At 62.2% G+C, this 26,819-nt stretch carries 29 protein-coding genes and 1 pseudogene; 16 read left to right on the top strand and 14 right to left on the bottom strand.

The window, feature by feature from the left end:
- The first annotated feature begins 5 nt into the window (after window positions 1–5).
- The 3 genes from EJ074_RS11850 (at window position 6) to EJ074_RS30580 (ending at window position 3,208) form a co-directional block, all read left to right on the top strand.
- The gene (locus EJ074_RS11850) at window positions 6–1,727 is read left to right on the top strand and encodes a hypothetical protein (RefSeq protein WP_129553437.1); all 1,722 of its coding nucleotides are present in this window, start codon (window positions 6–8) and stop codon (window positions 1,725–1,727) included.
- Window positions 1,728–1,798: 71 nt separating this feature from the next.
- Window positions 1,799–2,941 (top strand): hypothetical protein, encoded by a 1,143-nt coding sequence (locus EJ074_RS11845; RefSeq protein ID WP_129553436.1) that lies wholly within the window; start codon window positions 1,799–1,801, stop codon window positions 2,939–2,941.
- Window positions 2,942–3,073: 132 nt separating this feature from the next.
- The gene (locus tag EJ074_RS30580; protein WP_281033665.1) at window positions 3,074–3,208 is read left to right on the top strand and encodes a hypothetical protein; all 135 of its coding nucleotides are present in this window, start codon (window positions 3,074–3,076) and stop codon (window positions 3,206–3,208) included.
- Window positions 3,209–3,280: 72 nt separating this feature from the next.
- On the opposite strand, the gene EJ074_RS29670 is transcribed toward EJ074_RS30580, so the two are convergent.
- Entirely contained in the window at window positions 3,281–3,451 is a 171-nt protein-coding gene (locus EJ074_RS29670; RefSeq protein WP_165349914.1) for a hypothetical protein, read from the bottom strand.
- 246 nt (window positions 3,452–3,697) lie between these two features.
- Here EJ074_RS29670 and EJ074_RS11840 point away from each other — a divergent pair, with 246 nt between their 5' ends.
- From EJ074_RS11840 to EJ074_RS11820, 5 genes are all read left to right on the top strand, one after another.
- The gene (locus tag EJ074_RS11840; protein ID WP_129553435.1) at window positions 3,698–4,303 is read left to right on the top strand and encodes a recombinase family protein; all 606 of its coding nucleotides are present in this window, start codon (window positions 3,698–3,700) and stop codon (window positions 4,301–4,303) included.
- A gap of 1,583 nt (window positions 4,304–5,886) precedes the next feature.
- A complete protein-coding gene (locus tag EJ074_RS11835; RefSeq protein ID WP_129553434.1) occupies window positions 5,887–8,904 on the top strand; it encodes a M15 family metallopeptidase in 3,018 nt (1,005 codons plus the stop codon).
- 87 nt (window positions 8,905–8,991) lie between these two features.
- Window positions 8,992–9,609 carry a hypothetical protein gene (locus EJ074_RS11830; RefSeq protein ID WP_129553433.1) on the top strand — a complete coding sequence of 206 codons (618 nt, stop codon included), beginning with the start codon at window positions 8,992–8,994 and terminating at the stop codon, window positions 9,607–9,609.
- Window positions 9,602–10,294 (top strand): hypothetical protein, encoded by a 693-nt coding sequence (locus EJ074_RS11825; protein WP_129553432.1) that lies wholly within the window; start codon window positions 9,602–9,604, stop codon window positions 10,292–10,294. Before EJ074_RS11830 ends, EJ074_RS11825 begins: the two co-directional genes overlap by 8 nt.
- Window positions 10,291–11,610: a hypothetical protein gene (locus tag EJ074_RS11820; protein WP_129553431.1), complete on the top strand. Its 1,320-nt coding sequence runs from the start codon at window positions 10,291–10,293 to the stop codon at window positions 11,608–11,610. The genes EJ074_RS11825 and EJ074_RS11820 overlap by 4 nt, the downstream gene beginning before the upstream one ends.
- 205 nt (window positions 11,611–11,815) lie before the next feature.
- Here the strand turns inward: EJ074_RS11820 and EJ074_RS11815 are convergent, their stop codons facing one another.
- The 3 genes from EJ074_RS11815 to EJ074_RS11805 form a co-directional block, all read right to left on the bottom strand.
- A complete protein-coding gene (locus tag EJ074_RS11815; RefSeq protein ID WP_129553430.1) occupies window positions 11,816–12,343 on the bottom strand; it encodes a hypothetical protein in 528 nt (175 codons plus the stop codon).
- A gap of 74 nt (window positions 12,344–12,417) precedes the next feature.
- Complete coding sequence (locus EJ074_RS11810; protein ID WP_129553429.1) at window positions 12,418–13,647, bottom strand: hypothetical protein; 1,230 nt, start codon at window positions 13,645–13,647, stop codon at window positions 12,418–12,420.
- Window positions 13,648–13,966: 319 nt separating this feature from the next.
- Window positions 13,967–14,509, bottom strand: a complete 543-nt coding sequence (locus EJ074_RS11805) for a DUF6650 family protein (RefSeq protein ID WP_348627008.1) — start codon at window positions 14,507–14,509, stop codon at window positions 13,967–13,969.
- A 110-nt stretch (window positions 14,510–14,619) separates the two neighbouring features.
- Between EJ074_RS11805 and EJ074_RS11800 the strand changes: the two genes are divergently transcribed.
- Window positions 14,620–15,324 carry an SOS response-associated peptidase gene (locus tag EJ074_RS11800; protein WP_129553427.1) on the top strand — a complete coding sequence of 235 codons (705 nt, stop codon included), beginning with the start codon at window positions 14,620–14,622 and terminating at the stop codon, window positions 15,322–15,324.
- 12 nt (window positions 15,325–15,336) lie between these two features.
- Window positions 15,337–16,347 carry a hypothetical protein gene (locus EJ074_RS11795; RefSeq protein WP_129553426.1) on the top strand — a complete coding sequence of 337 codons (1,011 nt, stop codon included), beginning with the start codon at window positions 15,337–15,339 and terminating at the stop codon, window positions 16,345–16,347.
- A 10-nt stretch (window positions 16,348–16,357) separates the two neighbouring features.
- Here the strand turns inward: EJ074_RS11795 and EJ074_RS11790 are convergent, their stop codons facing one another.
- Window positions 16,358–16,672, bottom strand: coding sequence for a hypothetical protein (locus EJ074_RS11790; RefSeq protein ID WP_129553425.1), 315 nt, complete (start codon window positions 16,670–16,672; stop codon window positions 16,358–16,360).
- Window positions 16,673–16,773: 101 nt separating this feature from the next.
- Between EJ074_RS11790 and EJ074_RS11785 the strand changes: the two genes are divergently transcribed.
- Genes EJ074_RS11785 through EJ074_RS11775 form a run of 3 tightly spaced genes read left to right on the top strand, consistent with a single transcriptional unit; the run spans window position 16,774 to window position 17,458 of the window.
- Window positions 16,774–16,965 carry a hypothetical protein gene (locus tag EJ074_RS11785; protein WP_129553424.1) on the top strand — a complete coding sequence of 64 codons (192 nt, stop codon included), beginning with the start codon at window positions 16,774–16,776 and terminating at the stop codon, window positions 16,963–16,965.
- A gap of 12 nt (window positions 16,966–16,977) precedes the next feature.
- Window positions 16,978–17,187: a hypothetical protein gene (locus tag EJ074_RS11780; RefSeq protein WP_127220180.1), complete on the top strand. Its 210-nt coding sequence runs from the start codon at window positions 16,978–16,980 to the stop codon at window positions 17,185–17,187.
- A gap of 7 nt (window positions 17,188–17,194) precedes the next feature.
- Entirely contained in the window at window positions 17,195–17,458 is a 264-nt protein-coding gene (locus EJ074_RS11775) for a hypothetical protein (protein WP_129553423.1), read from the top strand.
- Window positions 17,459–17,478: 20 nt separating this feature from the next.
- On the opposite strand, the gene EJ074_RS11770 is transcribed toward EJ074_RS11775, so the two are convergent.
- Window positions 17,479–17,721, bottom strand: a complete 243-nt coding sequence (locus EJ074_RS11770) for a DUF982 domain-containing protein (RefSeq protein WP_129553422.1) — start codon at window positions 17,719–17,721, stop codon at window positions 17,479–17,481.
- A 180-nt stretch (window positions 17,722–17,901) separates the two neighbouring features.
- Between EJ074_RS11770 and EJ074_RS11765 the strand changes: the two genes are divergently transcribed.
- Window positions 17,902–18,093: a hypothetical protein gene (locus tag EJ074_RS11765; RefSeq protein WP_129553421.1), complete on the top strand. Its 192-nt coding sequence runs from the start codon at window positions 17,902–17,904 to the stop codon at window positions 18,091–18,093.
- Window positions 18,094–18,790: 697 nt separating this feature from the next.
- Here EJ074_RS11765 and EJ074_RS11760 read toward each other — a convergent pair.
- Window positions 18,791–19,087 (bottom strand): hypothetical protein, encoded by a 297-nt coding sequence (locus EJ074_RS11760; RefSeq protein WP_129553420.1) that lies wholly within the window; start codon window positions 19,085–19,087, stop codon window positions 18,791–18,793.
- Between the two features lie 413 nt (window positions 19,088–19,500).
- Between EJ074_RS11760 and EJ074_RS11755 the strand changes: the two are divergent.
- Window positions 19,501–19,828, top strand: a pseudogene (locus EJ074_RS11755) (IS3 family transposase); the annotation flags it as partial.
- Between the two features lie 195 nt (window positions 19,829–20,023).
- Here the strand turns inward: EJ074_RS11755 and EJ074_RS11750 are convergent.
- The 3 genes from EJ074_RS11750 to EJ074_RS11740 all read right to left on the bottom strand — a co-directional run bounded on the left by EJ074_RS11750 (window position 20,024) and on the right by EJ074_RS11740 (window position 23,047).
- A complete protein-coding gene (locus EJ074_RS11750; protein ID WP_126063820.1) occupies window positions 20,024–20,980 on the bottom strand; it encodes an IS481 family transposase in 957 nt (318 codons plus the stop codon).
- A 370-nt stretch (window positions 20,981–21,350) separates the two neighbouring features.
- Window positions 21,351–22,097, bottom strand: a complete 747-nt coding sequence (locus EJ074_RS11745) for a GGDEF domain-containing protein (RefSeq protein ID WP_245454842.1) — start codon at window positions 22,095–22,097, stop codon at window positions 21,351–21,353.
- A gap of 248 nt (window positions 22,098–22,345) precedes the next feature.
- Window positions 22,346–23,047: a thermonuclease family protein gene (locus tag EJ074_RS11740; protein ID WP_129553418.1), complete on the bottom strand. Its 702-nt coding sequence runs from the start codon at window positions 23,045–23,047 to the stop codon at window positions 22,346–22,348.
- Window positions 23,048–23,185: 138 nt separating this feature from the next.
- Here EJ074_RS11740 and EJ074_RS11735 point away from each other — a divergent pair, with 138 nt between their 5' ends.
- Window positions 23,186–23,722, top strand: coding sequence for a hypothetical protein (locus EJ074_RS11735; RefSeq protein ID WP_129553417.1), 537 nt, complete (start codon window positions 23,186–23,188; stop codon window positions 23,720–23,722).
- Window positions 23,723–23,748: 26 nt separating this feature from the next.
- Here the strand turns inward: EJ074_RS11735 and EJ074_RS11730 are convergent, their stop codons facing one another.
- From EJ074_RS11730 to EJ074_RS11715, 4 genes are read right to left on the bottom strand one after another with little or no spacing between them, the layout of a single operon-like run.
- Window positions 23,749–24,282, bottom strand: a complete 534-nt coding sequence (locus tag EJ074_RS11730) for a hypothetical protein (protein WP_129553416.1) — start codon at window positions 24,280–24,282, stop codon at window positions 23,749–23,751.
- Complete coding sequence (locus tag EJ074_RS11725) at window positions 24,279–24,908, bottom strand: L,D-transpeptidase (protein WP_129553415.1); 630 nt, start codon at window positions 24,906–24,908, stop codon at window positions 24,279–24,281. The genes EJ074_RS11730 and EJ074_RS11725 overlap by 4 nt, the downstream gene beginning before the upstream one ends.
- Complete coding sequence (locus tag EJ074_RS11720; protein ID WP_129553414.1) at window positions 24,895–26,058, bottom strand: AAA family ATPase; 1,164 nt, start codon at window positions 26,056–26,058, stop codon at window positions 24,895–24,897. Before EJ074_RS11720 ends, EJ074_RS11725 begins: the two co-directional genes overlap by 14 nt.
- Entirely contained in the window at window positions 26,055–26,657 is a 603-nt protein-coding gene (locus tag EJ074_RS11715; RefSeq protein WP_245454841.1) for a TadE/TadG family type IV pilus assembly protein, read from the bottom strand. Before EJ074_RS11715 ends, EJ074_RS11720 begins: the two co-directional genes overlap by 4 nt.
- Window positions 26,658–26,819 lie beyond the last annotated feature (162 nt).

The raw sequence follows: 26,819 nt of genomic DNA, 5'->3' as shown, positions 1-26,819 counted from the left end.
GGAGAATGCGGGGTCTATCCAAGCGCAAGGGCTCTGAGGTTTGGCAGGGCAAGTTCCGAATCCCGCAACGGCTCTGGGATCGGCGCGACGACTTGCTGAAACTGGGGGCCTCGGGGATCGGCGGAAGCCAGGAGTTCACCAAGTCGCTAGGGGAGCGGGACCGAAGCCAAGCAACACGCGTCTACCGCGAACGGCTGGATGCTTGGGAGCGGCTCCTGGACGCCTGGCAGGCGCTGCTAGACCACGGCCCGCAAAGCCTTAGCCAGATGGACGCGGTGAGGGTGGCCGCGCTTGGGGCCGCTCGGCGGTGGGAGGCCTTCAAGGATAATCCGCTGGAAGCCCCCGTTGCGGCCCACGGCTCATTCCCTCGCCCGGTCTTCGTCCCATCTGACACCACGAGAATCCATCTCGCAGCACTGTCACCGGAGGCACGGGAAGCGGCGCGGCTGGAAGGCACTGCCAATGCTCGGCGGCTGCTTGATGGCGGGCCTATTGAGCGGGCCAAGGCCTTGCAAGATGTCCGCGACGGCAGGGGCTTTCCGTGGTGCTTCCCCGAGTTCCGCGCAATCGGACTCGCCATGATGGAAGACATGCGGGGCTCGGCCATAACGGAAGACCTGGGGGCGGCGGGCATCACGGCGGCCGATGAATGGTCACGCTTCCTGGTCGGCCTTGAGGGAATGGGTGCCAAGGGACGGCTGGCGGCAAGCCTTGAGGCGCGTCTATCGGGGGACCTTAGCGAACCGGCATGGGTCGCCGATGCGAAGCAGGCGGCTCCTCCTGTGTCGAGGCCGAAGGGGGCGAGTGCCAAAGGTATAACCTTCGAGGCGATCATTGACACGCAGGCCACCAAGCGGAAGGCAGGGCAGGGCTCCAGGCCGATGCCCGAGAAGTCGGTCAAGAAGTACAAGCGGATCGCGGAGGCCTTCGCTACCCATCGCGGCTCTGACGATGCGGCCACCGTGACCGTCTCCGAGGTCGAGGCTTGGCTGGATGCCATGCAGGACGAAGCTGGGGTATCGAACCGCACGATTGCCGACAGGCTGGTGGCCATCGGGACCATCATCAACTGGGGCAAGAAGCAGCGAGACCACCGGGACGCCATGGCCCAGGCGGAGACCATCTCGGGGCGAGTGGAACTGCCCAGCTACATGGAGAAGCCGGCAGACGAGACCTCCTATACCCTGGAGGAGGCCCGCACGGTTCTGTTGGCCGCTCGGAGGGAGGAGGACGCCAGCAAGCGGTGGCTGCCCTGGCTGTGCCTCTATGCCGGCCTGCGGATCAGCGAGGCGAACACCCTTCGGAAGTCTGATTTCTTCCAGGCGGAGGCACTCTGGTTCTTTAAGGTGACTAGCGCCGGCAAGCGCTCCCTGAAGACGGCAAACAGCGAGAGGCGCATCCCGGTCCATCCAGCACTGGAGGCGGAGGGGTTCCTGGCCTGGGTGGAGGCGGCTCCTCAGGGCCAGCTATTCAGGGATGGCGCTACGTCCCTCATCGGGCGGTGGGTGCGGAGCAAGACGGTGGGTCTGGCCAGGCCTGGGCTGTCCCCGAACCACGGCCTACGCCACCTCTTCGTCGGCCTGTCCCGCCGCTATGGACTTGAGGGGAGCGCGGCGGAATATCTCGCGGGGCACTCCACCCAGGCAGTCCACGCCAAGTATGGCTCGTCGGATGTCATGCTGCCTGGGCTTGCGGCGGAGATTCGCAAGATCGATCCGCTGTTGTAGAAGATGAAGACAATCGCGTGGGGTGGCCGTCAAGCTGCCCGAGCGGCTCGGAGAAATTTGGGGGGCGCAGGGTGGAAATTCGTAAGCTGGGCGAGGAGTTCGAGAACCTCTGCGACGAACTGCTTCGGGCCATGGGCTATACAACAACGAAGAATTGGCGGCCCATCGAGAGCTGGCCCCAGGCGGCGGACATCTTGGCCCTGTCGAATGACGAGCGACTGTCGATTGACACTAAGGTCGTGCCTGCCAATCCGCCAACTCTCAGCGAATTACGAGACAACGTGGCCCGGTCGAAGGCCCTGCTGTCACTCGTCGATCAGGCCGGAAGCCATGCGGTGATGTTGAGTTGCAACGTGGAACCAGAGCATCGCGGGTGGGCAGAGAACAACTTTGCAATCAAAGTGTGGGACCGGACCCACTTGGTGCGAGAACTCGGCAGGCTGGCTCCCGAGCATACCGAGCTGACTAACCGGTTTGTCGCGTTCTTTAGAGATTTGGCTGGGGTCGAGTACGTCAGCGACTTAGCCCGAAACTTTGCTGTGGATGCGGCTCAGCCCCATCGGCTCGAAGCTGAGACCGGGCGGATCAAGCTTACGGGCGGAGAGGCCACCTTCGGTACCGTTGGAGACCCTGCGAGGGAAGGGCGTCGGTTACGCAAAAGGCTCGCCGGTCTTCGGCCAGGGCTGGACGACGCCAAGGCCTACGAGGCGTTAGTGCAGGAGATAGTGTTCTATCTATTTGGGGACTACCTGGTTGACCCGAGGCCACAGAGCCGGACCCAAGATGGCCTGGACATTCTGGATATCGTCTATCGAGTGAGGGCCGGGCATCCGTTCTGGGACACGCTAACCCGCGACTTCCGCACGAGAGCAATCATTTTCGAGTGCAAGAACTATAAGGAAGGCATCACGCCTGCCCAAATCTACTCGACCGAGCGCTACGTGAATGTGGGCGCGTTGAGGTCGGTCTGCTTTCTACTTAGTCGCAAAGAACCGCATGAACATGCCGAGCTGGCAGCATCGGGGGCAATGCGGGAAGGCGGGAAGCTTTTTGTGCTGCTACATGACAAGCACCTCGAACAAATGCTCGATATCCGCCAGACCCAATTGCGCCGGGAGGCGGAGACTGGGGCATCAGATCGCGACTTCGCCAATGACCCTTCAGAGGTTCTGGATCAAGTCATCTACGATTTCCTGACTCGCGTTAGCCGTTGACCGGTTCGCCACTAGGGGTCGCTCACGCGAGGTCTCCAATTTACGTGACAGAGCGTGGGCTTCCCCCCGGTGGGGGTGACAGGAACCCAGACTCCGCTACACTCCAATGGGCCGGGAAAGCCGGGAGGGGTCATGCATCAAGTCGCCACCAAGGCGGACATCGCCAGCCTGAGGGAAGCCATTGAGCGTCGAACGCGGGCGCTCATTCTCGGCGGCGTAATGGCGTTCGCTGCGGTGCTCGGGGTCGCACTACTCCGCCTCATCTAGCGGCCGAGCACACCCCAAAAGGAAAGGCCCCCAGTGTCACCACTGAGGGCCTTTGTTGTGCCGGGCCTGCTTCTATGCCGCCGCCATCTGCTGATCCTGCTCCAGCGCCGCCAGCCACGGCCCCAGCGGCTTCCCTTCCCGCCATTCCCTGAGGAACTCCGCGACCTCCCAATCCTGAAGGCGGTCGAGCGCGAAGACGATTGCGGCGCGGGGTGGCAAGCGGTGCATTTCGGCATGGGACATTTCAGGCTCCGTGTGTTGGTTGCGTCTAGAGCCTCATAGTATCAATAGGATCATAAAAGTCAAAGACTTTGTGATACTATGCGCGGGCTGGTCATGTGGGAGCCGTTCTTCCGTATCACTAGGGCTTGCCCTAGCGAGGCCGCGAGGACTGTGTGCAAATGCGTATCATAAGAATGGGTATTGACATTTTGAGACTGTTGGATCAGAGGGTCCAAGAGTCCAGTGATCCCAACAGGAGCCCTCGCGATGAAGACCCCAGTGACTACGCCTACCGGAGCCGGCCAGCTCGTCGGCTACGCCCGCACCTCCACCACCGACCAGAAGGCAGGGCTTGAGGCCCAGCTAAGGGACCTCACCGGAGCCGGGTGCGCCAAGGTCTTCCGCGAGGAGCTGTCCTCCGTGGCCGCCACCAGACCGGAGCTGGAGAGGACCCTGGACTACGTGCGAGAGGGGGACACCCTCATCGTCACCAAGCTCGACCGGCTGGCCCGCTCCGTGGCGGACTTGGTGGAGATCACCGCCAGGCTCCGGGCCAAGGGCGTCGCCCTCCGCATCCTCGCGATGAACCTCGACACCGGAACCCCCACAGGCAAGCTCATGCTCAATCTACTAGGCTCCATCGCGGAGTTCGAGCGGGAGCTGATGCTGGAGCGGCAGCGGGAGGGCATCGCCAAGGCCAAGGCCGAGGGGAAGTACAAGGGGAGGGCTCCCACCGCGAAGCGCAAGGCCGCCGAGGTGATCAGGCTCAAGGCAGAGGGTAAGACCGGGGACGCCATCGCCCAGGAGCTGGGGATCGGCAGAGCGAGTGTCTTCAGGATACTCAGGGCACAGACAGGAACGGCGGCGGACTGATGCGGCCACGGCGGGGTGACTGCTTCCTCAAGGGATGCCGGCAGCGCCCCGACCCGACCGGATACTGCCAGTTCCACTATCGTCTCAGTGTGCGGAAAGGCTGGAGGTTGCCCAATAGCATCTGGGAGCTGCCGCGCACTCAGCTAACTCAGCGGCAACTCGGTGCCATATCCAAGCTCCCGGTCGATGCCCCTCTATCCGAAGTATCTCGCGCCCTCGTAGCCGCGACTCCCGTCCCGGCTTCGGGCGCTCCTCCACGCCTAGGTCCTCCACCTCGCACCAAGTGCCGACGTTGCCAGCGCCCGGAGGTTCGCGAAGGGCTCTGCCCCAAGCATTGGCTGGAGTGGGCTACAGGGCATAGACTTCGCTGGAACCTGGCGGAGAAAATACCGATTTCCAGAATTACGGCCGCCCAGACCGAGGCCATTCGCAACCTGGCTTCAAGGGGCGACTGGATGGTGATCCATGGGATCGCCTCAGTGCCGGACCCCACGGTCGAGACCCTGGCTGCCGAGGCCGAGAGAGCCGAGCGTCATGTCGCCTACAGCCTCGCGGGCCGAGCGGTCGTGGCCCTCCTTTACTGGTGGTCCGTCAAAGAGCTTCGCCTAGGGCCGCCCGCCAGGTGGAGACTGCTGCCGATACGACCAGCCAGCCCCGAGGAGTGCATTGCGGTCTCGCTGGCCGGTTACCTGGCGGAGTGCGTCCACCGTCACCTGGAGCCACGCCGGCCCGATGAGCACGTATGGCGAGCTGTCACCCGCCCCGCCTTCCGACCTCATGGCATGGATGACGATGAGGACGCAGTGTCGATCATCAAGACCCAGCATGGAGGGGCCGACGACCTGGCGACCCTAGCCAGCTACCGGCAGCATGAGGCGACGACAGCGGGGCTGCTCCAGGACCCGCGAATGTGGGCAGCAACAGAATGCGTGGCCGGCGAGCTGATTCGGCGGAGACAGCTCAATACCCGCGAGGTCTTGTCGCTCTTGTTGGACGCCTCCTTGTTTCCGCTGCCACTCCCTGGGAGTTGAAAGCGGCACGTTTGCTGAAAATATTCCGCTCGTTGATCGAGTTCATCGAGTAATCACGCCACTATTAGGCCGCTCGATTTATAGTATTGAAATCGTAAGAGTCTTGATCTATCTTGCGGGACGTATAGTCAAAACTCCCAAAACTCGCAAAATACTCCTGCACGACCCTCCCTAACCGGAGGGGCACCAGGATTACATCCGGGGCACGCACCCGGAGGCCGCCCTCTATTTGGGCGCGGCAGTTCCTATACCGCTCCCCCTTGGAGCGATGGACCACACGGACTTACGGCCCTCCACGCGGGGGTTAGGGCGGCCTCTGACAGATAGGCCTAAGCACAAACCATCTGTCCACTCGGCTCGAAGAGGGTCGGTGCTGCTCCTCCCATACGGTGCCTAGGTAGCTAGGTGGAGAACACGGGATGAGGAGCGGGGAATGGTCCGGGAGTGAAGCCCTCCCGCTGATGAAGACGCGGCAGCGTCGAAACCACTTTGCGCGACCAGCGCCCAACCTCTCCTCCAGAAAGGACAACGCCAACCATGGCACGAGCACCCGTGCGCGAAATCTCCGCGCCCTCCGCACTCCAGGGCATCGCCGCCCCGGTCAACACATACGTCCGCCCCGCCGACCCAGCTCCGAGCGGCCTCCACCAGTTGGCCGAGGGTCTCGCCGCGCTGGATGACGGCCTGGGCGCCTTCATGACCAAGCGCAAGGCCAAGACCGACGAGGCCGATAAGCAGCGGGCCATCCGGGACTCATACCTCAACAACGGCGAGGGCCAGGACGAGGCTGTGAAGCGGGGACTTATCCCTCCGCACGAGTCCACCACCTACATGAAGTGGTACAAGGCGACCCAGGGCGATGTCCGAGGCCGCCAGCTCATCGACCAGTTCGACGTGGCCTACAACCAGTGGCCCGAGCGCAACTCGGGAGACCCGGAGAAGTTCAAGCAGTTCGTCGGCACATTCCTCAAGGAGCATGTCGGGGAGGATACGGACCCCGAGGTCCTGGCCGGCCTCAACCCGCACCTGGAGCAAATCTTCTCGGGCGGCTACGCGAACTTCACCAAGGACCGCGCCGATACCGTCTACGGGGGAGCCCTGGCCGCCACGGGTGCCTCGATGACCGACCACATCAGCAAGGCCGGAGGTGCCGCCCGCGCTACCGGCAAGGACATCGACTACGAGGCCCTTTGGGGCACCCTCATGTCGGAACGCAACGAGGCCCTGAAGCGGAACCTGGAGAAGGACGTGGACGGCTTCATGGTGGACAGCATCATCCTCCAAGCCGAGCAGACCAGCAACGAGGACCTCCTCACGCTCCTGGACCGGAAGCTCCCCGGCAAGGAGTACGCGATGTCGTCGGACGTGGAGGTCAGCCGGAAGGTCTACGCAGCCCGCGAGCACATCACCTCCAAGCTGGCCTCCGCTGCCACCACCCTGGCCGCCCAGGAGGAGAAGGAGGACAAGTCACGGCACAACGCCCTGGTCGCCGGCGAACTCACGAAGATCGACAAGGACCCGAACTACCAGATACCGGAAGGCACTCTGAAGGAGATCAGCAAGCGCGACCCCGAGTTCCGCTCCAAGCTCCCAGGGTATCGCCGCAACCTGGCTGGCGACGGCACCGCCGAGGACCCGGATGCGCTCCTGGAGGTCTACGCGCGGGTCGATGGCGGGGCGGGCGCGGCCTATGTCCTGGAGATGCGTAAGAAGGGGGTCATAAAGGACCCCGAGACGTTCACCAAAGCGCTGGACCGGGTAACCGCCGTGGAGAAGGCCAACCAGTCGGACGGCATCCTTCAGTCGCCAGCCTATAAGGACACGGTGAAGCTGATCACCAACGCGACCGGCCAAGGCGGTATGGATTACCTGGATCAGGTCCGAGGTCTCACCGACGATGGGGCGAGGGCGCTCTTCGACTACCGCACCCAGCTCCTCAAGTGGTCCCAAGAGAATCCGAATGCCGGCATCCTGGAGCGCGAGAAAGCAGCCATGGACATCGGCAAGTCGATCCGCGACCGCATCGTTGCAACGCCCGACAGCAAGCAGCAGGGCACCTATCCACAGCCAGGCGAGAAGCCGCAGCCAGAAGAGCAACCGCCTAGCCCCGCACAGGCCCCTAGCAGCCCTGCCAGCGAGCCGCAGCCCGCCGAGCAGCCGCCAGCAGCCGAAGTGCCGAGCGACGCACCTACGCCCCTGCCTCCTGGCCCGCGAGCGGACGCTGCCAATGTGCTGGCCCGCAAGTACGGCATCACGCCCCAAGCGGCGCACGACATGCTCCTGGAGGAGGAACAGAACGACGCCGCACCGGCTCCCGCCCCGGCCCAACCCGAGGCAGCTCCCGAGACGGTGGACCCAACCCTGGATGCATCTGGAGCCCCCAGCGGCTTCGGCACCATCGGCACCATCTTCCGGGGTATCGGCTCCATGCTGGGCTTCGGGGGTGGCTCCCAGGAGCAGCCCCAGAGTCCCGACAACCGCGGTTCCCTCCCAGAGGATACCCGCAACAGGCTGACCAACCTCCTTCAGAACCCTCCCATGCTCGAGGATGGAAGATCCTCCGCCGGTAATACTCCGGTGGCGCCCCTCCTCAACCTCATCGGCAGGACCGAGGGTACGGATAAGGGGGAGGGCTACAACGAGACCCTCGGCTACGGGGCGTTCACCGGGGGCAAGGTCAACCTGGAGGGCATGACCCTCGACCAGATCGACCAGCTACAGACCCAGATGCTGTCCCACCCGGACAACAAGTGGAACTCCTCGGCGGTGGGCCGCTACCAGATCGTCAGGACGACCCTTCGGGACCTCCGTCGTGACTTGGGGCTCTCCGGCGATGAGGTGTTCGACCGGGGCATGCAGGACCGGCTGGGCATGGCTCACCTGGAGAAGCGAGGCCTATCCCGGTGGCAGTCCGGCCAGATGTCGGACGCAGCGTTCATGAATGAGCTGGCCAAGGAGTGGGCCTCCCTGCCTACCCCATCCGGTCGTGGTGCCTACAAGGGCCAGCGAGCGGCGGTCAGCCCTGGTGGCGTCCTCACGGCCCTCGGCCAGGTGAAGAGCGGGAAGGGCGTTCAGGTGGCGTCCCTAGACCCGTCACCCGGCGTGGCGGAAGCCCTCGGGTCAGTCCCGCAGGCCTACTCCAAGATACCCGCCAAGGACGACCGGGGCGAGGACCAGATCGGCAAGTTCATGAGGTGGAACTCCGACCCTGTGGCGAACCACGAGGCCAACCTGGCGCAGCTCAAGCCGAACCTCCAGTCCGTCATCAGGCGAGCCCAAGAGATCGGCGGCGTCAAGTTCGTGATCGGCTCCGGGGTCCGCGATGCCGAGAAACAGGAGGAGGCCGTCAAGTGGGGCTGGTCGAAGACCGAGGAGTCGGACCACCTTCATGGGGACGCCGTGGACCTCTGGCCGCTCGACAAGGACGGCGCAGTGGTCTTCGAGCCCAAGCTCCAGGCCCAGGTCGTCAAAGCCATGAAGCAGGCCGCCAGGGAGGCCGGCGTCAAGCTCGACATCGGGGCTGACTGGAAGCGGTTCAAGGACGCTCCGCACTTCGCCCTGAAGTCCTAATCCACCCATCGGGCCGGCAAGCCTCTGCGTCCTCCACCGGAGGTCTGCTGGCCCACCCTCTATTCCATTCAAGAAGGAGACAGCCTAGTGTCTGTCACAGATATTCCATTCGACTCCGACCAGATAAACGACCCCAATACCCTCCGCGCAATCATTGAGATCGACCGAGGGCCTCGACCGGAAGCAGCTTCATTTGCACCGCCACAATGGGCCGGAGCCTACGGGGCTGTCCTCTGGGGCCAGGGCGACGTGCTGCGCCTCTGGGGAGCAGGCTGCGCAAAGAGCGACGATATCCTCAGAGCCTTCGCTGTAGCGCGTCTCCTGGAGTGCCGGCAGGGAGACGCCAAGCTCATCGTCCACTCCAAAGGGCTGGAAGGTATCCTCGGCCACGTCTCAGTCAGCAAAGGCTTCAAGGCGGGCGGTAAGACCCCGTTCGAGGGCTTCGGGTTCCTGAAGCCGATCCAGGACGCAAGGGGTCGGGGAGAGTGGGGACTGGTGCCGGTCAAGGCGCGGGTGGGAGAGCCGGAAGGGTACCACCTCGCGGTTCGGGAGTCCAAGTCCGGTCTCCGTGTCGCCCTCAAGATGCTCCCGGTGATCTCCACCATCGCCGCCAAGCACTGCGACCCTCTCAACTTCATCGAGGCTACCGATGCAGACCCCAACCCGGATGGCCTAATGGGCCACCTGGAGGCGGCTCGTGGATAGCGGCGAGTCTCCTCACGACATCGAGTGCCGTGCTGCCGCGCCCTCGGACCTCTCACCCCGCCGCTGTGCTGCCCACGGCTGCAAGAACCTCACCCAGCGCTCCGCCAGGAACGGCCTCTCGGAGACCCTGTGCAAGCGCCACGTCGAGTTCAGACGCCGCCACGGCACCCACTGGCGGAGGAGCTACACGATGGCAGAGCTACGGCCGTTCCAGATGGCAGCGAGGCGGTGGCTCAGGGCGCACGAGGGCGACCACAACGTGACCCAGGTCGTCGGAGCCCTGGATGCTCTCCTAGCCGGGAGCGGCACCGCTAGGACTGCGCAAGACGCGCGTTGGGCCGGCACGGAAGAGAAGGCGCGGAATGCCTTGGCGCGGCTCAAGGAGGCCGGGAAGTCGGGAGAGCAGCTCCTGCTGATCACCCTCACTGTGAAGGCCGCTCAGTCGGCGCTCGGGCCGAGGGCCAACCTGGAGTTCCAGTATGTCCAGATCGCCAAGATGGCCCACCGCCTTGCCTCGGGGACCCATGTCCACTCCGCCCTCTACGGCACCTTCTCCCGGTACCCTCGCGCCGAGGGGGCCTTCATGCGGCTCCTCGGGCAGACCGTCGAGGACATCGCCGGGATCGTCGCGGACTCTGGGGCGGTGAGCGAGGTGGCGGAGACGGCGGGGAGGCTCCAGCGGTGACGCACTTTGACGAGAGATCGGACCGGGACGACCATGGGCCGTTGGTCCTTCTAGGCGTCGATCAAACGATGGGGGCGGCAAGTCTGCCCCCATCGACCACCCTCATGCAAGACCTGTGGCTGACTGTCCGGGAGCCATCCCCCACGGCCGACCTGGCGGCCACGCTCCATGCCAAGCTTGAGACCACCTCCGCCCGAAACCCGAACCGGAAGCCCCGGGCCGACGCCGCCGAGCGCCGCCTAGCGATTGTCCAGAACCTCGTGGCCAACCTTGCACTGGTGGCCCTCCGCCATCCGCCAGGGACGCGCCTTGCCGTCCAGGCCGACAAGAAGGCCGCCACACGCTACGACCGCAAGGACTTGCCGCGCGGTCCCCTCATCGACACTCTCAAGTCGCTGACTGAGGCCGAGCTGGCGGTCTATCACGCGGCGATCTTCAAGCATCTGCGGACGACCGTCGAGCCCTCGGCACGGCTGCGCTCCATGCTGACCCAGGCCCGCGTATCGCTAGCGGACATCGGTCGGGCTCCTGGTGGGGAGACGGTCATCCTCAAGGCAGTCGTAGGGAGGAACAGGCCGAAGATACTGGTGGACTACCCGGACTCAGGAGAGACTCTCCGGCTTCGAGCGGAAATGAAGACCATCAACGATGCGCTGGCGCGGGCCGACATAAGGCTCTACGGCGAGCGCCAACCGCCTGACCAACTTGTCCGGGTCTTCCTCGTGGGCGGCGCGGAGGCTCCCGCCACGTTCGGCGGCCACGGGAGACTCTTCGGAGGCTTCTGGCAGTCCCTCCCACGGGCGAGGCGGGCTGGCCTCACAATTGGTGGGGAGCGTTTGGTGGAGTTGGACTATCGCGCGATGTACGTCCATCTGGCTTACGCCCTCATCGGGGCGACCCCGCCGGCCGGAGACCCGTATGCGGTGGCGGGCCTGGAGGGGCACCGGGACGCCGTAAAGAAGGCAGCCGCCTCCCTCTTCTTCCGCGACGGGGCCTTGCGCCGCCTCTCGGGGGGACTCCGAGAGTTGCTGCCTGCGGGGTGGACGGCCAAGAGGCTCTCGGCGGCGGTGGAGGCCAAGCATCCCGCCATCGCCGCCCTCCTCGGGACCAACATCGGGCCGAGCCTTGCCAATACCGAGAGCAACATCCTGGTGGCTGTCCTCCTCCAGCTCCTAGCCCAGGGCGTCGTGGCGCTGCCCATCCATGACTGTGTGCTTGTGGCACAAAGCGGCAAGGCGGCGGCCATGGCGGCTATGCGTGAAGAGTCCAGGCGGCTGGTGGGGGTAGCCCTGCCGGTCGAGGAGAAGGCTGGCTAATAAGTCGCTGCTATAGGGAAAATAACTCGCTGCTAAAGGGCTCCAGGTGGGGCCTTAGGTAATGGAAGGCCTCCGCTCCGCCTCATCGTCGGCCGATTAGGTGCTCAATGTGACTGCTTTAAGCACCGAACCCTCGCATTACCATGAGGTGACGATGAGGGGCGAAGCCCTATCCCAACCACAGGGTCTCCCCCAGACGGGCTGCTTAGCGGCCCGGCGACGGGAGGTATTGCGCCACGTCATTGCCCTGGTTGTAGCGCTGAGCCAGTGACAAACATGCAGGAATGTCTGCACAGGCGGCCAGCGTAGCTTGTTTCGCCTCGCCCTCCCAGGAGGTCCTCTCGGTGTAGCCATGGTAAGCCCCGCCAATCAGCAAGCCGACAGCAAGCGTGGCAAAGTGGACATATTTTCGTGCAGTCGCCGCCAGCCACTCCTTCCGCCTTCTCCCGGCATCTCCGTCCATCCCCAGGTTGATTGCCAGTATGGTGCCTGCGAATGCGGCAAGGCCAGCCCACAGGGACCATTTGGGCGATATCAGAGCGAACACGTACGATGCCGCCTCCGCCACCAGGTAGGCTACCGCTCCGATCATTACGTACTGGGTGAGCAGCTCAAAGAGCCCGTGCTCCGTGGTCTCCTTCAGGCCACTTCGCATGGCAGCCACAAGAAGCTGCCGGTCCCTATCAGTTGCGGCAAGTGAAAAGAGTCGCGCTTTGTCGTCGTCCGAAAGCATGGTGCTCATCCCCCTGGAAGCCCTTCACTCTAAGTCTCGCATAATTTGCTTTCAACCTCGGGCGATCATGACTTCTAAGCAGGCTGAAGGGCGACCTCAGTACTAACCGCCCTAGGTAGTGGGGACGCCCATCCAGGCAAAGCCTCGCTCTGCTCCAGCTCCTCCCGCACCGCCTCGTCAAATACTTCGGGCACCAGCCAGGACAAGCCATCATAGAACGGATGGTGAGGTCGCACCTGTTCGTCCGGCTCCATGGCTATTGCCTTCCCGATGGCCTCCCGAACGGTGGGTCTGAGTATGCTAACAAGGGCTGTTCTATCGACCAGCACCCGAAGCACCTCCGCGCACCTTTGCTGGGGACCCCCGCGTGAGAGGAAGGTGTTGAGGGCTGCCGTGGCGTTCGGCATGTGGCGATACACCAGGTCCTGGTAGCGCCCGCCGGCTTCGGAGAGGAGCGTCATTGTGATCGCCACGAGACGGGCAAAGTCGTAGCGGGCCTCAGGGTCCTGAGGGGCTGCCGGCAAGGTATTGAATGCCTCGACCACCTCAGGCAGGCCCATATGCGAAGCATACCAGTTGCCGTCAGTCTCCGCCTTCAGCGCCTTCAATGCCTCGATCCATGGACGCCTCCGGGCGCGAAAAGCCGCCATGTCGGGCAGGAGCATATTGCGGAAGTAAGGGAGGCCCCTTTTGGGGAACGTCAGAGCATCGAAGCGGACCAAATGGGTCTCTACCACGGCCCCGGCGTTGAGCAGGAAGCACTTCAGGACAAGCGTCTTCTCGCGTTCCGATGCCGCGACCGCCTCCTGGTCCAGCGCGAAGGCATTGTTCTTGTGCCGCAAGATCACATCCCGGAACGAGGACGGGAGGTTCTCCAGGCGCGGCTCGACGCCATGCAGTATCCACACCAGCGGCATACCCTTGCCCTCATAGAATATTCCCCGTTGGGATATCTCGGGCTGGAACGTATTGGAGAGTTGGACCTCGCACACGCATTCCGGTAAGCCCTCCCAACGGAAGCGGACATCGGGGTAGCGCCCACCCTGCCCATCATCCCCGGCAATGTAGGTCTTGTCGATTTCGACCGCCTGGAACCGAGCGTCTAGCCTCACGAGACGAGCTAGCTCCGCGCACAGGAACTCATGGGCGGCAGATACCTGGTTGCCTTTGTATTGCGCTGCTCGGGCTTCATCCGAACTTAGCTTCGAGGCAGGGTGCCAGGGGCATCCCAGGCCCTCTCCCTGGCGGTGCGCGAAGTAGGGATAACGGCGGGTGCCCTTCGGCTTTTCGGACACATAGACCAACCCTCCGCATCCGGGAAACATACAGACGGCTTTGAGGCCGTTGGGGTCACCGTTATGCCCGTCCGAAATCCGGTTCCGAAGTGTCCGCCATTTGTCTTCAGGCATGGCGACTAGGTCACTACTAGATACGACACCAGGAGCTGGGAGGATTAATGCTCCCCTTACTGTTCTTCTGAGATCAGGCAAATCATCGGTTAGCATCGCGACTCAATCCTTGTTGCGGGAATGGTATCATTACCGACACAAGGTTGTGCGCTTCTACACGCTTTGAGGCTCGGACTCCTGACAGGGGGCGAAAAAGCACGCCATCATATGGTCGCTACGGACTGTCGAGACCGATGGGGAAGATAGAGGCAAGGTCTTCCTCAACATCAATCTCAAATTCGGCGGCCAGCGCGGAGAGCTGCAATCCGAATGTAGCCCGTAGTTCCCCCAAAGCGACAAAATAACCAGGCGCTAGGATACGTTCTTCACTGTGATGGTGCGGGCTGACAGGCGGCTGCTCGTAATGATCGCGCAGGCGATATGTAATGTTTCGATAGTCCGGAGGCGCGTCCTCCAGAAAGTGACGGCTCGCGGTGCGCAGATGCCGAACACGACGGGCGGCCACCGAGTTTTCAGGAAGCTGGTTCAGGATTTCGGTAAGCTCATTTCGGATTTGGATTACCGACTGATCTACGTCGCCGGGCACCTCGAAGTGCATCGGCACGAAGAGCACGCGCCGATTTTCCAAAAAGTTGAAGAGCCGTAATATTACGGTTCTCTGTGCCGGTGGTGGATTCCAGCTTGTGCTTAGGCCAAGGAAGCCGATCCCAGTTAGCCTGCTTCGGATAGCGTCGAAGCTACGTCGGACAATCGGCATTTCGATTTACCCCCTCGTGATTCTGCCCGCATGATCGACGCGACGGGACAAAAAGAAAAGACCACCCAATGAGCCTTGACACCCGCGCCTAGCCGGGCACCTTGGCTTCAATGTGCAATCTCTACAACATCACCACTAGCCAAGACGCCATCCGCGAGTGGACCCGCGCCATGCGAGACATCATGGGGAACCTAGAGCCCTCCCTGGATGTCTACCCCAACATGCCCGGCGCAGTGGTCCGCAACGCCCCGGATGGCCAGCGGGAGCTTGCCAAGCTGCTCTGGGGGATGCCGACGCCGGCGGAGAGGGTAAAGGGCAAGGCGGACTACGGCACCACCAATATCCGCAATCCGCAGTATGGCCACTGGCAGCAATACGTTGGCGTAGAGAACCGCTGCGTGGTGCCGGTGACCAGCTTCGCAGAGCCGAGCCCAACGCCGAACGACAAAGACCCCGAGACCGGCATCCAACGAAACTACTGGTTTGCCCGAAGCGAGGACCGGCCGCTGTTCTTCTTCGCGGGCATGTGGACGCGCTGGCAGGGGGTCCGCAGGGTCAAGGACGGGCCGGGCGACTTCGAGCTTTACGGCTTCCTCACGACTAAGCCCAACGCCCTCATAGCGCCCATCCATGAGAAGGCTATGCCCGTGATCCTCACCACCCGAGCGGAGGCGGAAACCTGGCTAACGGCCCCATGGTCCGAAGCGCGGCACATGCAGCGGACAGCCCCGGACGATGCCCTGGTGATTGTCGAGAAGCCGGCCACACAGATCAAGTTTCCACAACAAGCGCCTGCCCAAAGGTCGTTGTTCTAGGGGCAGGGGAACATGTCATACATTCTTGAGGACTCAGCGAGAGCCGTCTCAGAGGACAGCATTTCCCGTCGCCAGTGTTTCGCATGTGGAGGTCCGCCCAGCTCAGGGCGCGGCGAACATGTCGTTCCGCAGTGGTTGCAAAGGCTGTTCAAGCTGGCCAATCAGCGCCTTACCCTTATCAACCAAAGCTTGATACAATATCGACACTTAACGGTGCCGTGTTGCGTAGACTGCAATACGGGCTTCTTATCAAGGATAGAGAGTGCCGTTCAGCCGATCTTTCGACATGGAGAACTGCAATCCATCACCGAAAAGATGGTGGTGGGGCGTTGGCTGGCAAAGATACTCATCGGCCTACTTGTCAAGGAAACTAGCCTGCTCTTTGACCGCGCGAGGCCGGAGAGCGGGCCGATTGTCTCCTCAGAGTTTATCGAGGAACTGCATCATTGCCACTTCCTGATGCAAAGCGCCCGGAAGCCAACCGTATTCCAGTGTCTGCACGGTGACCTACCGTTTTCGCTTTATCACTTCAAGATTGCCGACGGAGGAGAAGACTGCTTCGATTTGTCAACGAACATCTTCGGGCAGTCCGTGGCTGTAATGGCCGGGCAGTTGGGGGTTTGTTTCGTTAGTGATGGTGGGCTGCAAATGGAGGTCGGGCCGCTAGGACCCTTCAACCTCGCCGGGTCAACCGTATCCCGCACACAATTCAGAGAGCTGGCGGCTCGGGTGCATTACAAGGCGGCATTGCGAGATGCTACTCATTTCTACCTGACCGCCGAGAGCCCAGAGGCGCTCCAAGTGGATCAAGTTAGAGTGGCCCCCTATTCCAGAGGTTTCTTACCAGGTACTGAGGAAGTCCGAATTTTCCGAGACTGGAACGATGAAGAATTTAGCTACGCCCTGGCTAATGCCCTTCGCACTACGCGGTCAGCCTTGTTAGATGAGGCAACGGGACGGTGCGGTACTACGCTGTTTGATAAGGAGGGAAATCTCGCAGTAGTTTCGGTCCAGGGCCGCTAGCAGTCTCTACTCAGTTGTCATCCTTCCACATCACCCGCCGCACCATACGGACCCCCACAAGCCGCCTCACGCGTATCTTCACGCCCTGCGCACCGCTGGGTAGCAGTATGTCCACATCGAACTCCCGCCGCCTGCACCGCTCGCACCGCATGTGCCGCTCGACATCCCAGAACGGAATGTCCCCCATGAGCTTGAGGAGGTCGCCGGGGAGGTAGTGGCGCGTGATGTTGCAGTTGATGCAGCGGACGCGGATTAGCTGCCCAACCTCATGGGCACGGCTTAGCGTCTGGACGACGCGGTGGGTTCGGCTGCTGGGCTCCGGCATGGCCAACCGATAGGAAGCTATTCCTCAAAGAGTCAATTCGCCCATTGACATTTGTGTTCCCTTTTTGTTCACTGCCGGATGGACCATTAGGAGTCAATGAAATGGACCACATTGTCAGGCTCGACAGCCGCCAAGAGGCTGTACTCCACGCCGTCGCGGAGAAGTTCGTTGGCACCCACCAGGGCGACGTGATGAAGGCCCTCAAGGAAATGATCGTGCTCAACGGCCACCTTCAGGAAAAGCTCGATGCCGCCGCCCGGCCATCCCCGCGTTCGCGCCGGCTGGTGGGATGAGGAGCGGAGCCCGTGAGCACCTACAATCTCGACCCGACCGCCAAGGCCGAACTGCACGCGGAGGCCCAAAAGCTCATCTCCAAGTATGAGAGCCCCGTGGACGCCGTGGAGGCGCTGATGGCCTACAACTGCGAACTGGAGACCCAGATACTCGCCATCGCTCATCGATATCCGGGGCTGGTCGCCATCAGCTTTGACGACACGCACCCCACCGTGGCGTGAGGCAGCCATGGGCGAAAGCATTCTCCCGCAGCGGCAGACCCCGAAGCTCATCGTGGTTACCGCCTTCGACCGGGACGAAGAGGGCACCCTCCAGGCCGTCTACGGGCCGGCAGAACAGCAGAGCGAGGAGCGGGCCATAAGGACGGCAAGGGCGCTGGCGGGCAAGCATGCCGGTGCCATTGCGTGGTCCCGCGAGGCCAACCCCGCCGTTGGCGAGTATGGGGAGCCGAAGACCCTCTTTGTCGGGGGCGACGTGCCGGACATGGAGTAGTGCTTCTGTCTCCTGTGCCCCTAGGAAGACAGTAGCTTACCCTCCTCCTTGGCGGCTTCAAGGAAAGCCCTGCGGACTAGTTCCGGCTTCACCCGCTCGACCATGGCATCCATGCAGAGTTGCACTGCGCTGTGCCACTTAGGACCGCGCTTGGTCCATTGCAGAAGCTGCTCGGCGGCCCCTTCCACACTGTTGCACTGGTAGGTGACTCCAACGCGGCTTGTCTTGACCGCCACCGGCGGGGAAAACCAATGCAGCGACATTCATATATAAGCAGTTGCTTAAATTAAGGTTCCGCGCATCGGCCCTCAGACCACAGTCCGAGGCCAATTGACTGGTAGCTGACTTTTTTTGGGTGTATTCTCCGAGGGTCGCCCGTATCGAGCAGAGGCACACGGATGTTTGGAAGCGGTTGTGATGTCGTCCCGCTTAGGGAGGCGGTCATGTCGGCATATGGGGTCGCTGATGCCGATGAACTGGCAATTCTCACGAAAGCTCTCAACGATTATTGCTCAAAGCATCGAATTGTCAGCGCGGATGAACGCGAACGGATTGCGGTCAAGGTCATGTGCCTTTTCAAGCAGGGCCTAATTGACCCTGACCTGCTTTCGGCGGAACTTGAAAGGGTAGGCTAGGTTCACTAGCCCTGCTGGGTAGCCCGGCGTGCAAATCCTGTGTCACCTAGATAAGCACGGCCGGGCTATTCAGTTTCAGGCTCTCACTGCCTTCGCCTCTTGCGCCAGGCTCTTTTGCAGCCGTCGCTCCTTCCTTTTCGAGTGGCAGAAGGACTCGTGGATGACCTCGGGTTCCGCGACTGTGTAGGTTGCACATGTTGTGGGTCGCTGTTATGAGATCGGATGCGAAAGCCCCGAAAAGCTTTTTGTTTTCAATGCTGAGGTGCCACCTCTGAGGGACTTCAATCCTCTCTCGCAGCACCAGCTGATTTCTTTGGCAATTGAGTTGGCGCGCGACTGAGCTGAGACGCCCTCTTTATGGGTTTTGATCGACTTCGTGTCCGAGTCAATCTGTGATATCGGTCACTCGGAATCTCAATAACTGCGACACGGTCAAGATTGGCGTATCGCGCTCGGTAGTAGCCCTCTTCCTCAATTTGAGCGAGGGTATGTGGTGGGACCTCAAAGGTTGCAGCTTCCAATCCGAAGAATGTATTAGCAGTTCCTTTGTCTAAGAAGTTCCACTCGTCCTCTCCCGCGTCGTAGGTGATGCGAACAAAGGAGACTATCCGCATGGCTTTTTCATCACCTATATCAGCGATAACTGCTTGGCAGTTAGTTTTAACGCCATCAGAAATCTCGCCTGTATCCAAATCGTCTAGCGCTCGATAAATTCCGGAGGATAATAGCAAGGCATCGCTTCCACGTCATCGCCAATCAACTCAATGGATTTGGCATACTGGAGGTTTGAAAGGACAAGTTTGTTGTCAAGGGTATAGAAATAAATCCAGCTGTGGGGTTTATGAGGTTTACGGAAAGAGCACAGACATTCCAATTGAAGCAGAATGGACAAGCGCGCATTTTGATTGACCGGATATCTTCGAATGCCGGAAGCTGTTCGCAAGCTGACTGTTCCGTAGCTTGTCTCGGTATCAAAAGCTGCAAAAGGCTTCATGCGACACTCCCTAGCGTTGCAGCGATTAGGTGGGATATTTCTCGCTTTTGCATGCGCGGCGACGCGCTCGCCGAGCCGCGCCTCAACCACGTAGAATTGAGATCGCATTTCAGGCAGTTTGTCTGTCTGGTTGTTCGTGCAAGCGTGTCGACGTGCCGCCTGATGCCCATGGCGGCAGGAAGCGGCATACTTTCGGACGGACTAACCAGCACGTGACTTAGATTCTGGAGGGGCGCTTTGGACATTCGCGGAGTATGTCCTGTTTCGGGCGAATCTGAAAGAAATCGCCTTTTGCCGCCTCTTCCCCTCTTTTGCCCCCTATTCCCCTTTCAAGAGGGTGCATTGGCCGGAATGCGACGGCTGTATGCTGTTGTCCCTTAGCTTTAGTGACAATTTTTGCGGCTTGGGATTCCCTTCGATAGGCGTTGCGCGAGCTTACCAACGAACGCCGACGCTTCGGCTATGGCGGCTGTTCATTCTGCTGCGGCGTGAAGGCGAGGCGTCTGGCATCAACCGGAGCTTTACCGGGAGGGAGGGGCTGACCGTGCGCAAGCGTGGATCACGACGAGTCGGGACGCGGGCTTCGATCCTGGTCGAAGCGGTGGTCGCTGGGTTTCGCCATGACCAGTTTGCGTGTGGGCGGCGCTCCGCATGCTCCACATCGTCGACCGACGTAACGCGCGATGCCTGGCCGCGATCTCGGACACTTCGATCCTCGGCCGACGCGTTGCTCGCGAGCTTCGTCGCTTGGCTAACAGACCCACGGCGGATTTCGCCGAGGCCATCACCGCAACCGGCTCCGACGCTGCGCTATTTGGTGGCTCCGCGTCTTCGCCGGTTGCTCAACCCGCGCCACACGGCGTAACAGAAACGGTCGGGGCCCGGATGAAATCTCAGTGGCACTACGTTGAATTCGGATTCGGCCGTGTTGCCGAACTAGCTGTGGAGCCTCAACAGGTTGTCCTCGGTTAGAGCGAGGCGACTGATAGGTGTTTTGGACTTTAGGCTCCCGTGGGGACGGTGCCAATTGTATCTGTGCAGCCAGACCGGCAACTCTGCGGCGCGGTGATCTGAAGTCGGATAAGCGATGGCATAAGCCCATTCGCGCAGTGCTGTCTGGATGAAGCGCTCGGCCTTGCCATTGGTCTTGGGTGTATAGGGTCTTGTCCTGACGTGCTTGAGGCCGAGATCGCGGCAGGCCTTGGCGAAGGCCTTTGATCTGTAGCAGGAGCCGTTGTCGGTCATGACGCGGGCTATCGTGACGCCGAGGCTGGCGTAGTAGGCCACCGCCGCCTTGAGGAAGGCGATGGCGCTTTCTTTTTTCTCGTCGGGCAGGATCTGCGAGAAGGCGATGCGGGAGGCGTCGTCGATGCAGACATGGACGAACTCCCAACTGCTGCCGCGCGAGCTGGCATTGCCGGTGCGCTTGCCGGTAATGCGATGACCGATGCGCTCGAAACGACCGAGCTTCTTGATATCGATATGGATCATCTCGCCAGGATGCTCGCGCTCGTAGCGTCGGATCGGCTCGGCCGGTTCGATATCCCGCAACCGCGACAGTCCGGCACGCTTGAGAACCCGGCTAACGGTGGCGGGCGAGACGCCGACCTCATGGGCGATGTGCTTGCCGGTCCAACGTTGCCGCCGCAGCGCCATGATGCGCTCGGCGATCAACGCAGCGGTGGCCTGCGGCATATGGGCGGGCCGCGAGGAACGGTCGATCATGCCGGCCCGCCCTTCGGACTTGTAGCGCTCGACCCAGCGCGCCACGATCTTGGCCGACACGCCGTAGACACGCGCCGCATGGGCTTTGGAGAAAGCGCCTTCTATCACCGACAGCGCCATCTCCTCTCGACGCAGCGGTGTGAGACGGGCATTCTTATGGATGTTCATTCGGATCCTCCGATGGATGCTGAAGCGTGGTAACTCCAGTCTCCTCGGTCCGGTCCGAATGGACAACCTCCCGAAAGCTCACAACTAGCGAACTCAGTCAGCCGCAATGCCGCACGAGCGCTCCTAGCCTAGGCTGGTCCCAGGACGACCTGGCAGCGCGCTCGGCAATTTCTGAACGATCGCACTTTTGGAAGTGGAGGATGGATTGCTGGGCCGTCGCCGCGAGACCGGGGCGAAAATCATTCGTGCGTTCTAGGGATTTTGTTTGTCCCCGAGAATGGTGGCGGCAATCGGCGTGCGTTTGCTGAACCAACCTAAGCGGCTCGATCATAAGCCAAGTGTCCGCCGTTTGGACTTGCCCAAACGCGACTCAGTTGCTGATGTGCGACAAGGCCATGTTTGCCTCGTCCTGGGCATCCAGCAGCAGTTCCTCCGCCGAGCGGAACATGTCCTCGAAAGCCAGTTCATGCTCGAAGACGACGCCTCCGGCGCGGATGGCAAGCACGTCCTTTTCGCCTTTTGGCGCGAAATAGATCTGGCCCACCGCCTCTCGAATGCGTTCGCCAACCTCCTTGGCGTCCTGCTTCGTGGCGCCTGGAAGGAAGACACCGAACATCGAGTTGCCGAGGCGGCCAATAAGGTCGTCCTTGCGCACCGAGGAGCGGATGGCCGAGGCAATGAGCCGCAAGGCCTCGTCGCCCCACCCGAGCCCGAAGCGCAGGTTGATCGATGCGAGATGTTCGGGATGGATGACCAGAAAGGCGCCGGAACGCGGGCCGGCCGCCCTTGCCGCCCTTCTGTCGACCATGGACATGAACACGGCGCCGTTGAGGCAGCCGGTCAACCGATCGTAGGTTCCGGACCTGGTGAGTTCCTGGCGGTAGCGGAGGATCTCGACCTGTTTCCATCCGAGCAGGGCAAAGAGCGGCAGGCCGATGACGATGGGGACCAGCGTTGCAGTGACGACGCTGCGGCCGAATGGCGTCAACACGTCGCTCAGCAGAAGCAGGTAGTTCAGGCCGAGCGACAGCCCGAGGCAGGCGGCGGTGCCCAGCAAGGGCAGCCAAACCATGTGCTTCCATGTCTGAACCGGCGCGATCTGCGCTTTTGTGGTCACGGGCCAATCTCCTGTTGGACGCATTGGCTTTAGAGAAGGTGTGTTACGATTTCGATGTCAGCAAAACTTACAATTTGAAGGAACTCGGCATCTTTCTGGATCCGGCGCTCGCCGGCGGCTGCGGCTTCACTTCCGCTTCGGACGATTCGCGCGGCGCCAGAGCCGTTCACTAGAATCGCTGAACGGCTCTGACCATTCTGCTTTCACGCAATTCAGGACGGAAAACCGACGCTCACCTTTCCGATATGCTATTGCGGCGGGCCGAAAATGCCCATTTCCGCGCTTCTGGCCACGGATTCGGCTTTGCCGTAGATGCCCAGCGGCGAGGCCATCGCCCAGCCGTTGGACACAAGCCAGGCACCGACATCCTGGTTGCCGAGCTTGCAGGACGCGGCTATGGCAAAGCGTTCGACGTCCGGCGGCAGGACGCATTTCAGCGCCCGGCCGCGCAGCCAGGCGTTGAAGGCGGCACGGGCGCGCTGGCCGCACGGCCAGCTGGCATCGCCGAATTGACAGATCCGGCCGGGATCGATGTCGATGGTGCCGGTGATGGCGACCGTGCGCCCCATGGCTTCGAAGGTCGCCGATGACGTGGCGGTCGGCCGATGGAGCAGCGTCTCGCGCCAATCCTGCGGCATCGGCGTCTTCGGCGGCGATGCGAGGCCAAGCTCGCCAAGCGGGGGACGGGGCTCGAGGCGCTCGATGCCGGCGGCGTCGAGCGGTGGCGGCGCAATGAGGTGCTCGGCGATCCTGCGCGCCGGCTGCGTCGGTCGGCTATCACGAACGGGCATGCGAGGGGCCGGTTGCGCATCGTCTACGTCCTGGGCCGGTGGCGGCGAGGGGGCGGCAGGCAGCCATTGCCTGCTCAGGATGATCAACAGCGTTCCCGCGGCCAGCCCGAGACTGCCGAGCGTCAAGCCAAGCCTGCCGGTCGACCTTACCTCGCCCACAAGGACCACCGCGCCTCAATTCCCACCATCGCATCATACATTAAGCGGCGGCGACATTGCCTGAAAAGCAAGGCGTTGCGTTAAGTGTCGCGCAACTTATGCGACATACACTCCGGCATCGGATGTCGAGGGGGTGACATGACGCGCAAGCCGCTACTGCTCTTTGCTTTCCCGGCCCTCATGCTGCTTGTCCTGGCGGCGGAGCGAACGGCGACCTTCCTGCTCGGATCCTATCCGGCCAGCCCCGTGATGTGGCAGGCCTGGGGCGAGTTGCGCCCCTTCTCGACGATGTTCTGGCAGCAGTTGGATTTCTACCTCGGCGGCTCGATGATGCTCGACGCCGCGATCATCCTCGTCGCTTCGGCCGCCTGCTGGATGGCGTGCTACGCAAAGCGGCCTGCCGGCTTCTTCCTCGCCAACCATGCGGCTTTGCTCTTCGCCGGGCTGATGATCGCGGGCGGCAGCCATTCCGAAACGGCGAGCACGATCGCTTCGTTCACGGCTCCGCATGGCTTCCAGTATTCGCTGATGATCGACTTCAGCTTCAAGAACAGCCTGGTTCTGTGTCTTGGCCTGGCGGCATGCGCTTACTGCCACATCGCCTTCCTTGGCGAAGCGCGGCAGCGCGAGGAAGCTCGGGCGGTCCGCATTCTCGCCCTGCAGCGCGACCTTTAATCAAGGCGAACACGGCCCGCCGCAGATCAGTTGATCTTCTTGTAATAGACCTTGCCGTCGGCCTGCTGGATGCGCTGATAGGCCGGATTGGGGCCGGGAGGCGCGGTCATCCTAGGCGGCGCGTCGCCGTCCTGGCCTGTCGACGCTTCCGCCATTGTCGTGCCGGCAAAGGCGGGCTGCGGCGCGCGCGGCATCTCGGCGCCGACGGCAGCCGGCTGGGACTGCTCCAGCCGGACGAGATTGCCGTTGATCTGGCCGAAGCTTGCCTGCAACTGCCGGTCCAGCGTCTCGAACCGGCTCTGGAAGCCGTTGTTGACGGTATCGATGCGGGCGCCGATCCGCTGCTCGAACTGGCCGAGTTGCCCCAGCCGCGCCTCGATCTGCCGCAGGTCGTTGACGCCACGATAGAGGTAGACCGCGGCGGTCACGTTGATCGTCGTGACCAGCGCTGCACCCACCGCGATGGCGCCGATGGTTCTTGCCCGGCTCGGTTTGCTTAAGGTCGGCTCTGGCTGGCCAAGCTCGATTGCCGGAACGTCCGGCTCGCTGATCATCGTCATTCAACCACCACCTTTGCGCCCACCGCGACGCGCTTGAAGAGATCGATCACATCGGTGTTCGTCAAGCGAAAACAGCCCGACGTGCCGTCGAAGCCGACACCTTTGGGATCGTTGGTTCCATGGATGCGATAAAGCGTGTCGCGACCCTCGCGCGCAAGATAAAGCGCCCTGGCGCCGAGCGGATTATAGGGGCCCGACGGCACCATCGCCGGCAGCTCCGGCTGGCGGGCGCGCATCTCCTTCGGCGGTCGCCATTCCGGCCATTCGGTCTTGGCCGAGACCTTGACGGTCCCGGTCCAGCCGAACCCGTCGCGGCCGACGCTGATCTGGTAGCGCAGCGCGTGGCCCTGGCTCGTCACCAGATAGAGCGCCTTTTCTTGTTTGCGGATGACGATCGTTCCCGGCTGCTCGGCGCTCTGGAAGGCGACCGCCTTGCGCAGGCTGGGACCCATTGCCGGAAGCGGCGGTGCCGATCCGGCGGCGGCGGGCTCGCCGCCCGACACCAGCGCAATGCCGACGACGCAAACGGCGGCCAGCTGCCTGGCGACCGCAAGCCTCTGTCGCGACGCAATTCCGGACGGAAAACCGCTGCGCACTTTTCCTGGAATTGCTTCAGCGCTGAGCATTATCCAGCCGCTCTTTGAACATCGCCTTCAGGTCCTTGTTGAAGCGCGCACGCCCGTCCACCTCGGTGGGCAGGATGGCGCGGTTCAGCGCGTCGGTCAGCAAGGCATTGTCGAGCGCCAGCGACTTGATGTGCGGCGCCTTGAAGATCTTCTCCAGTTCGCTGCGCGAGAAGTGGTTGCCGAACCATTTGCGCTTGTGCTTGTTGGCGACCAGCGTGATCGAGACGCCGTTGCCGCGCAGCTCGCGGATCTTCTTGTAAAGCCGCTTGCCTTGCCTGAGCGAGGCGACGTTGAGTTCGAATACGATGAAGATCTCGTCGCTCGTGCGCAGCACCGCATCGTGCCACGGCGTCTCGATATTGGGCAGGTCGATGACGATGTCGTCGAAGCGATAGGCGACGAGGTCGAGCAGCCGCAGCACGAAATCGGCCCCCTGCTGCTCGAACGGCAGTTGCGGCCGCTCGAAGGAATAGAGCGTCAGGCCCGACGGCCGCGACAGCTTGATGACATCCATCAGCTCGACGTCGAGCCGGTCCGGCTGGCCGATGATGCCGGTAAGGTCGAACTGGTTGAACTGGTTGAGATAGGCGCCGCAATTGGCGCTCTGGAAATCGAGGTCGACGAGGCAGGTCGAGGCGGCCCGATCGGGCGATTTGGAGGCGAGGTGCTCGGCCGCCGAGATCGCCAGCGTGGTGGCGCCGGCGCCGCCGCTGGCGCTGATGAAGGTGATGATGCGGCTCTTGGTGCCCCTGTTGCCGGTGTCGTGGAAGGTGACGGCGTTGAGCAGCTCCTTGGCGTCGAGTGGCTTGTGCAGCCAGTCGGACGCGTTCATGCGCACCAGCACGCGCGTCTGCTCGGAGGTCAGCTCGTCCGAAATCGCGATCAGCGGCACGGACGACCACGCCGCGCGCGCCTCGACGATGCCCGCATTGCCGAGCAACTCGCCGCTGCCGAGATCGAGGATGATGATGCCCGGCCGCGCATCGACCGGCGGCCCCTTCAGGAACTCGACCGCTTCCGAAACCCTGACGTCATAGATCGCCAGCGCGTCGAGCCTGGTCGTCACGTCGCGCTTGAAATTCGGATCGGAGGAAAACAGCGCGACTTGCTTGCGTTTCGTGGGTGTCACTCTGGTGTCTATGGCGTTCATGGCGACGTACTCTTCAAATCCTCGCCGGTTACAGTACTCAACATGGAGGGCACATTGATATTTGAGAACCCGAGCAGACCGCCCAGGAAGAAGAACTGGAAGTTGATGTTCTGGAGGCTGACGGTGATGGTCGGCACCGGGCCGCCCAGCCGCGTCTGATAGCCGAGACCGGTCGCCGCGTAGGTCACCACGACGTTAGCGCGCTGCAGGCCGGGGAAGAATTGACACATCCCGGGCCGTTGATTGGCGGCGAGGCCAGGGCAGGCATCGTCATTGGTTACTGCCGTGTCGCCGCGGAAAATCCGGCTGAAAGCGGTCGCGTTGAATATCGAGGAATTGCCGTTGCATGCGCCGGTACCGCCGGAATATTTGCACTCGAACGAGTACTGTCCTGCCTTGATCGGCGCCCCTGGATCCGTAGCCGGGTCGGCCGCCGCAAACGTGGCTGTGTTTACCGCCGGATCGGAGATCGAGGCGAGCCTCGCGCCGATCTGCACCGCCTTGGTTGCGGCGTTCCACTGATAGAATGCGTAGCCGAAATCGATAAAACCCAAGGTAAGAGTGAGCAGCAGTGTCATCGCGATGGCCATTTCGACCATCGTCGCTCCGTCTTCTGATCGCAGGAACCGTTTCAGCATCATCAAAATCGGAATAGCCGCTCCTGATGGCTGGCCCCTAGGGTGACGGTGGTGATGTTGAACAATGACAGCAGGCCAACGCTGTCTAGATTGCTGTAGGCGTAAGTGCCGGAAGCCGTCACG

Origin of the sequence: Mesorhizobium sp. M3A.F.Ca.ET.080.04.2.1, from assembly GCF_003952525.1 — a bacterium.
Classification (GTDB): Bacteria; Pseudomonadota; Alphaproteobacteria; order Rhizobiales; family Rhizobiaceae; genus Mesorhizobium.
Note: the sequence above shows the minus strand (reverse complement) of the source record. Positions and strands in the feature narration are given on the sequence as shown.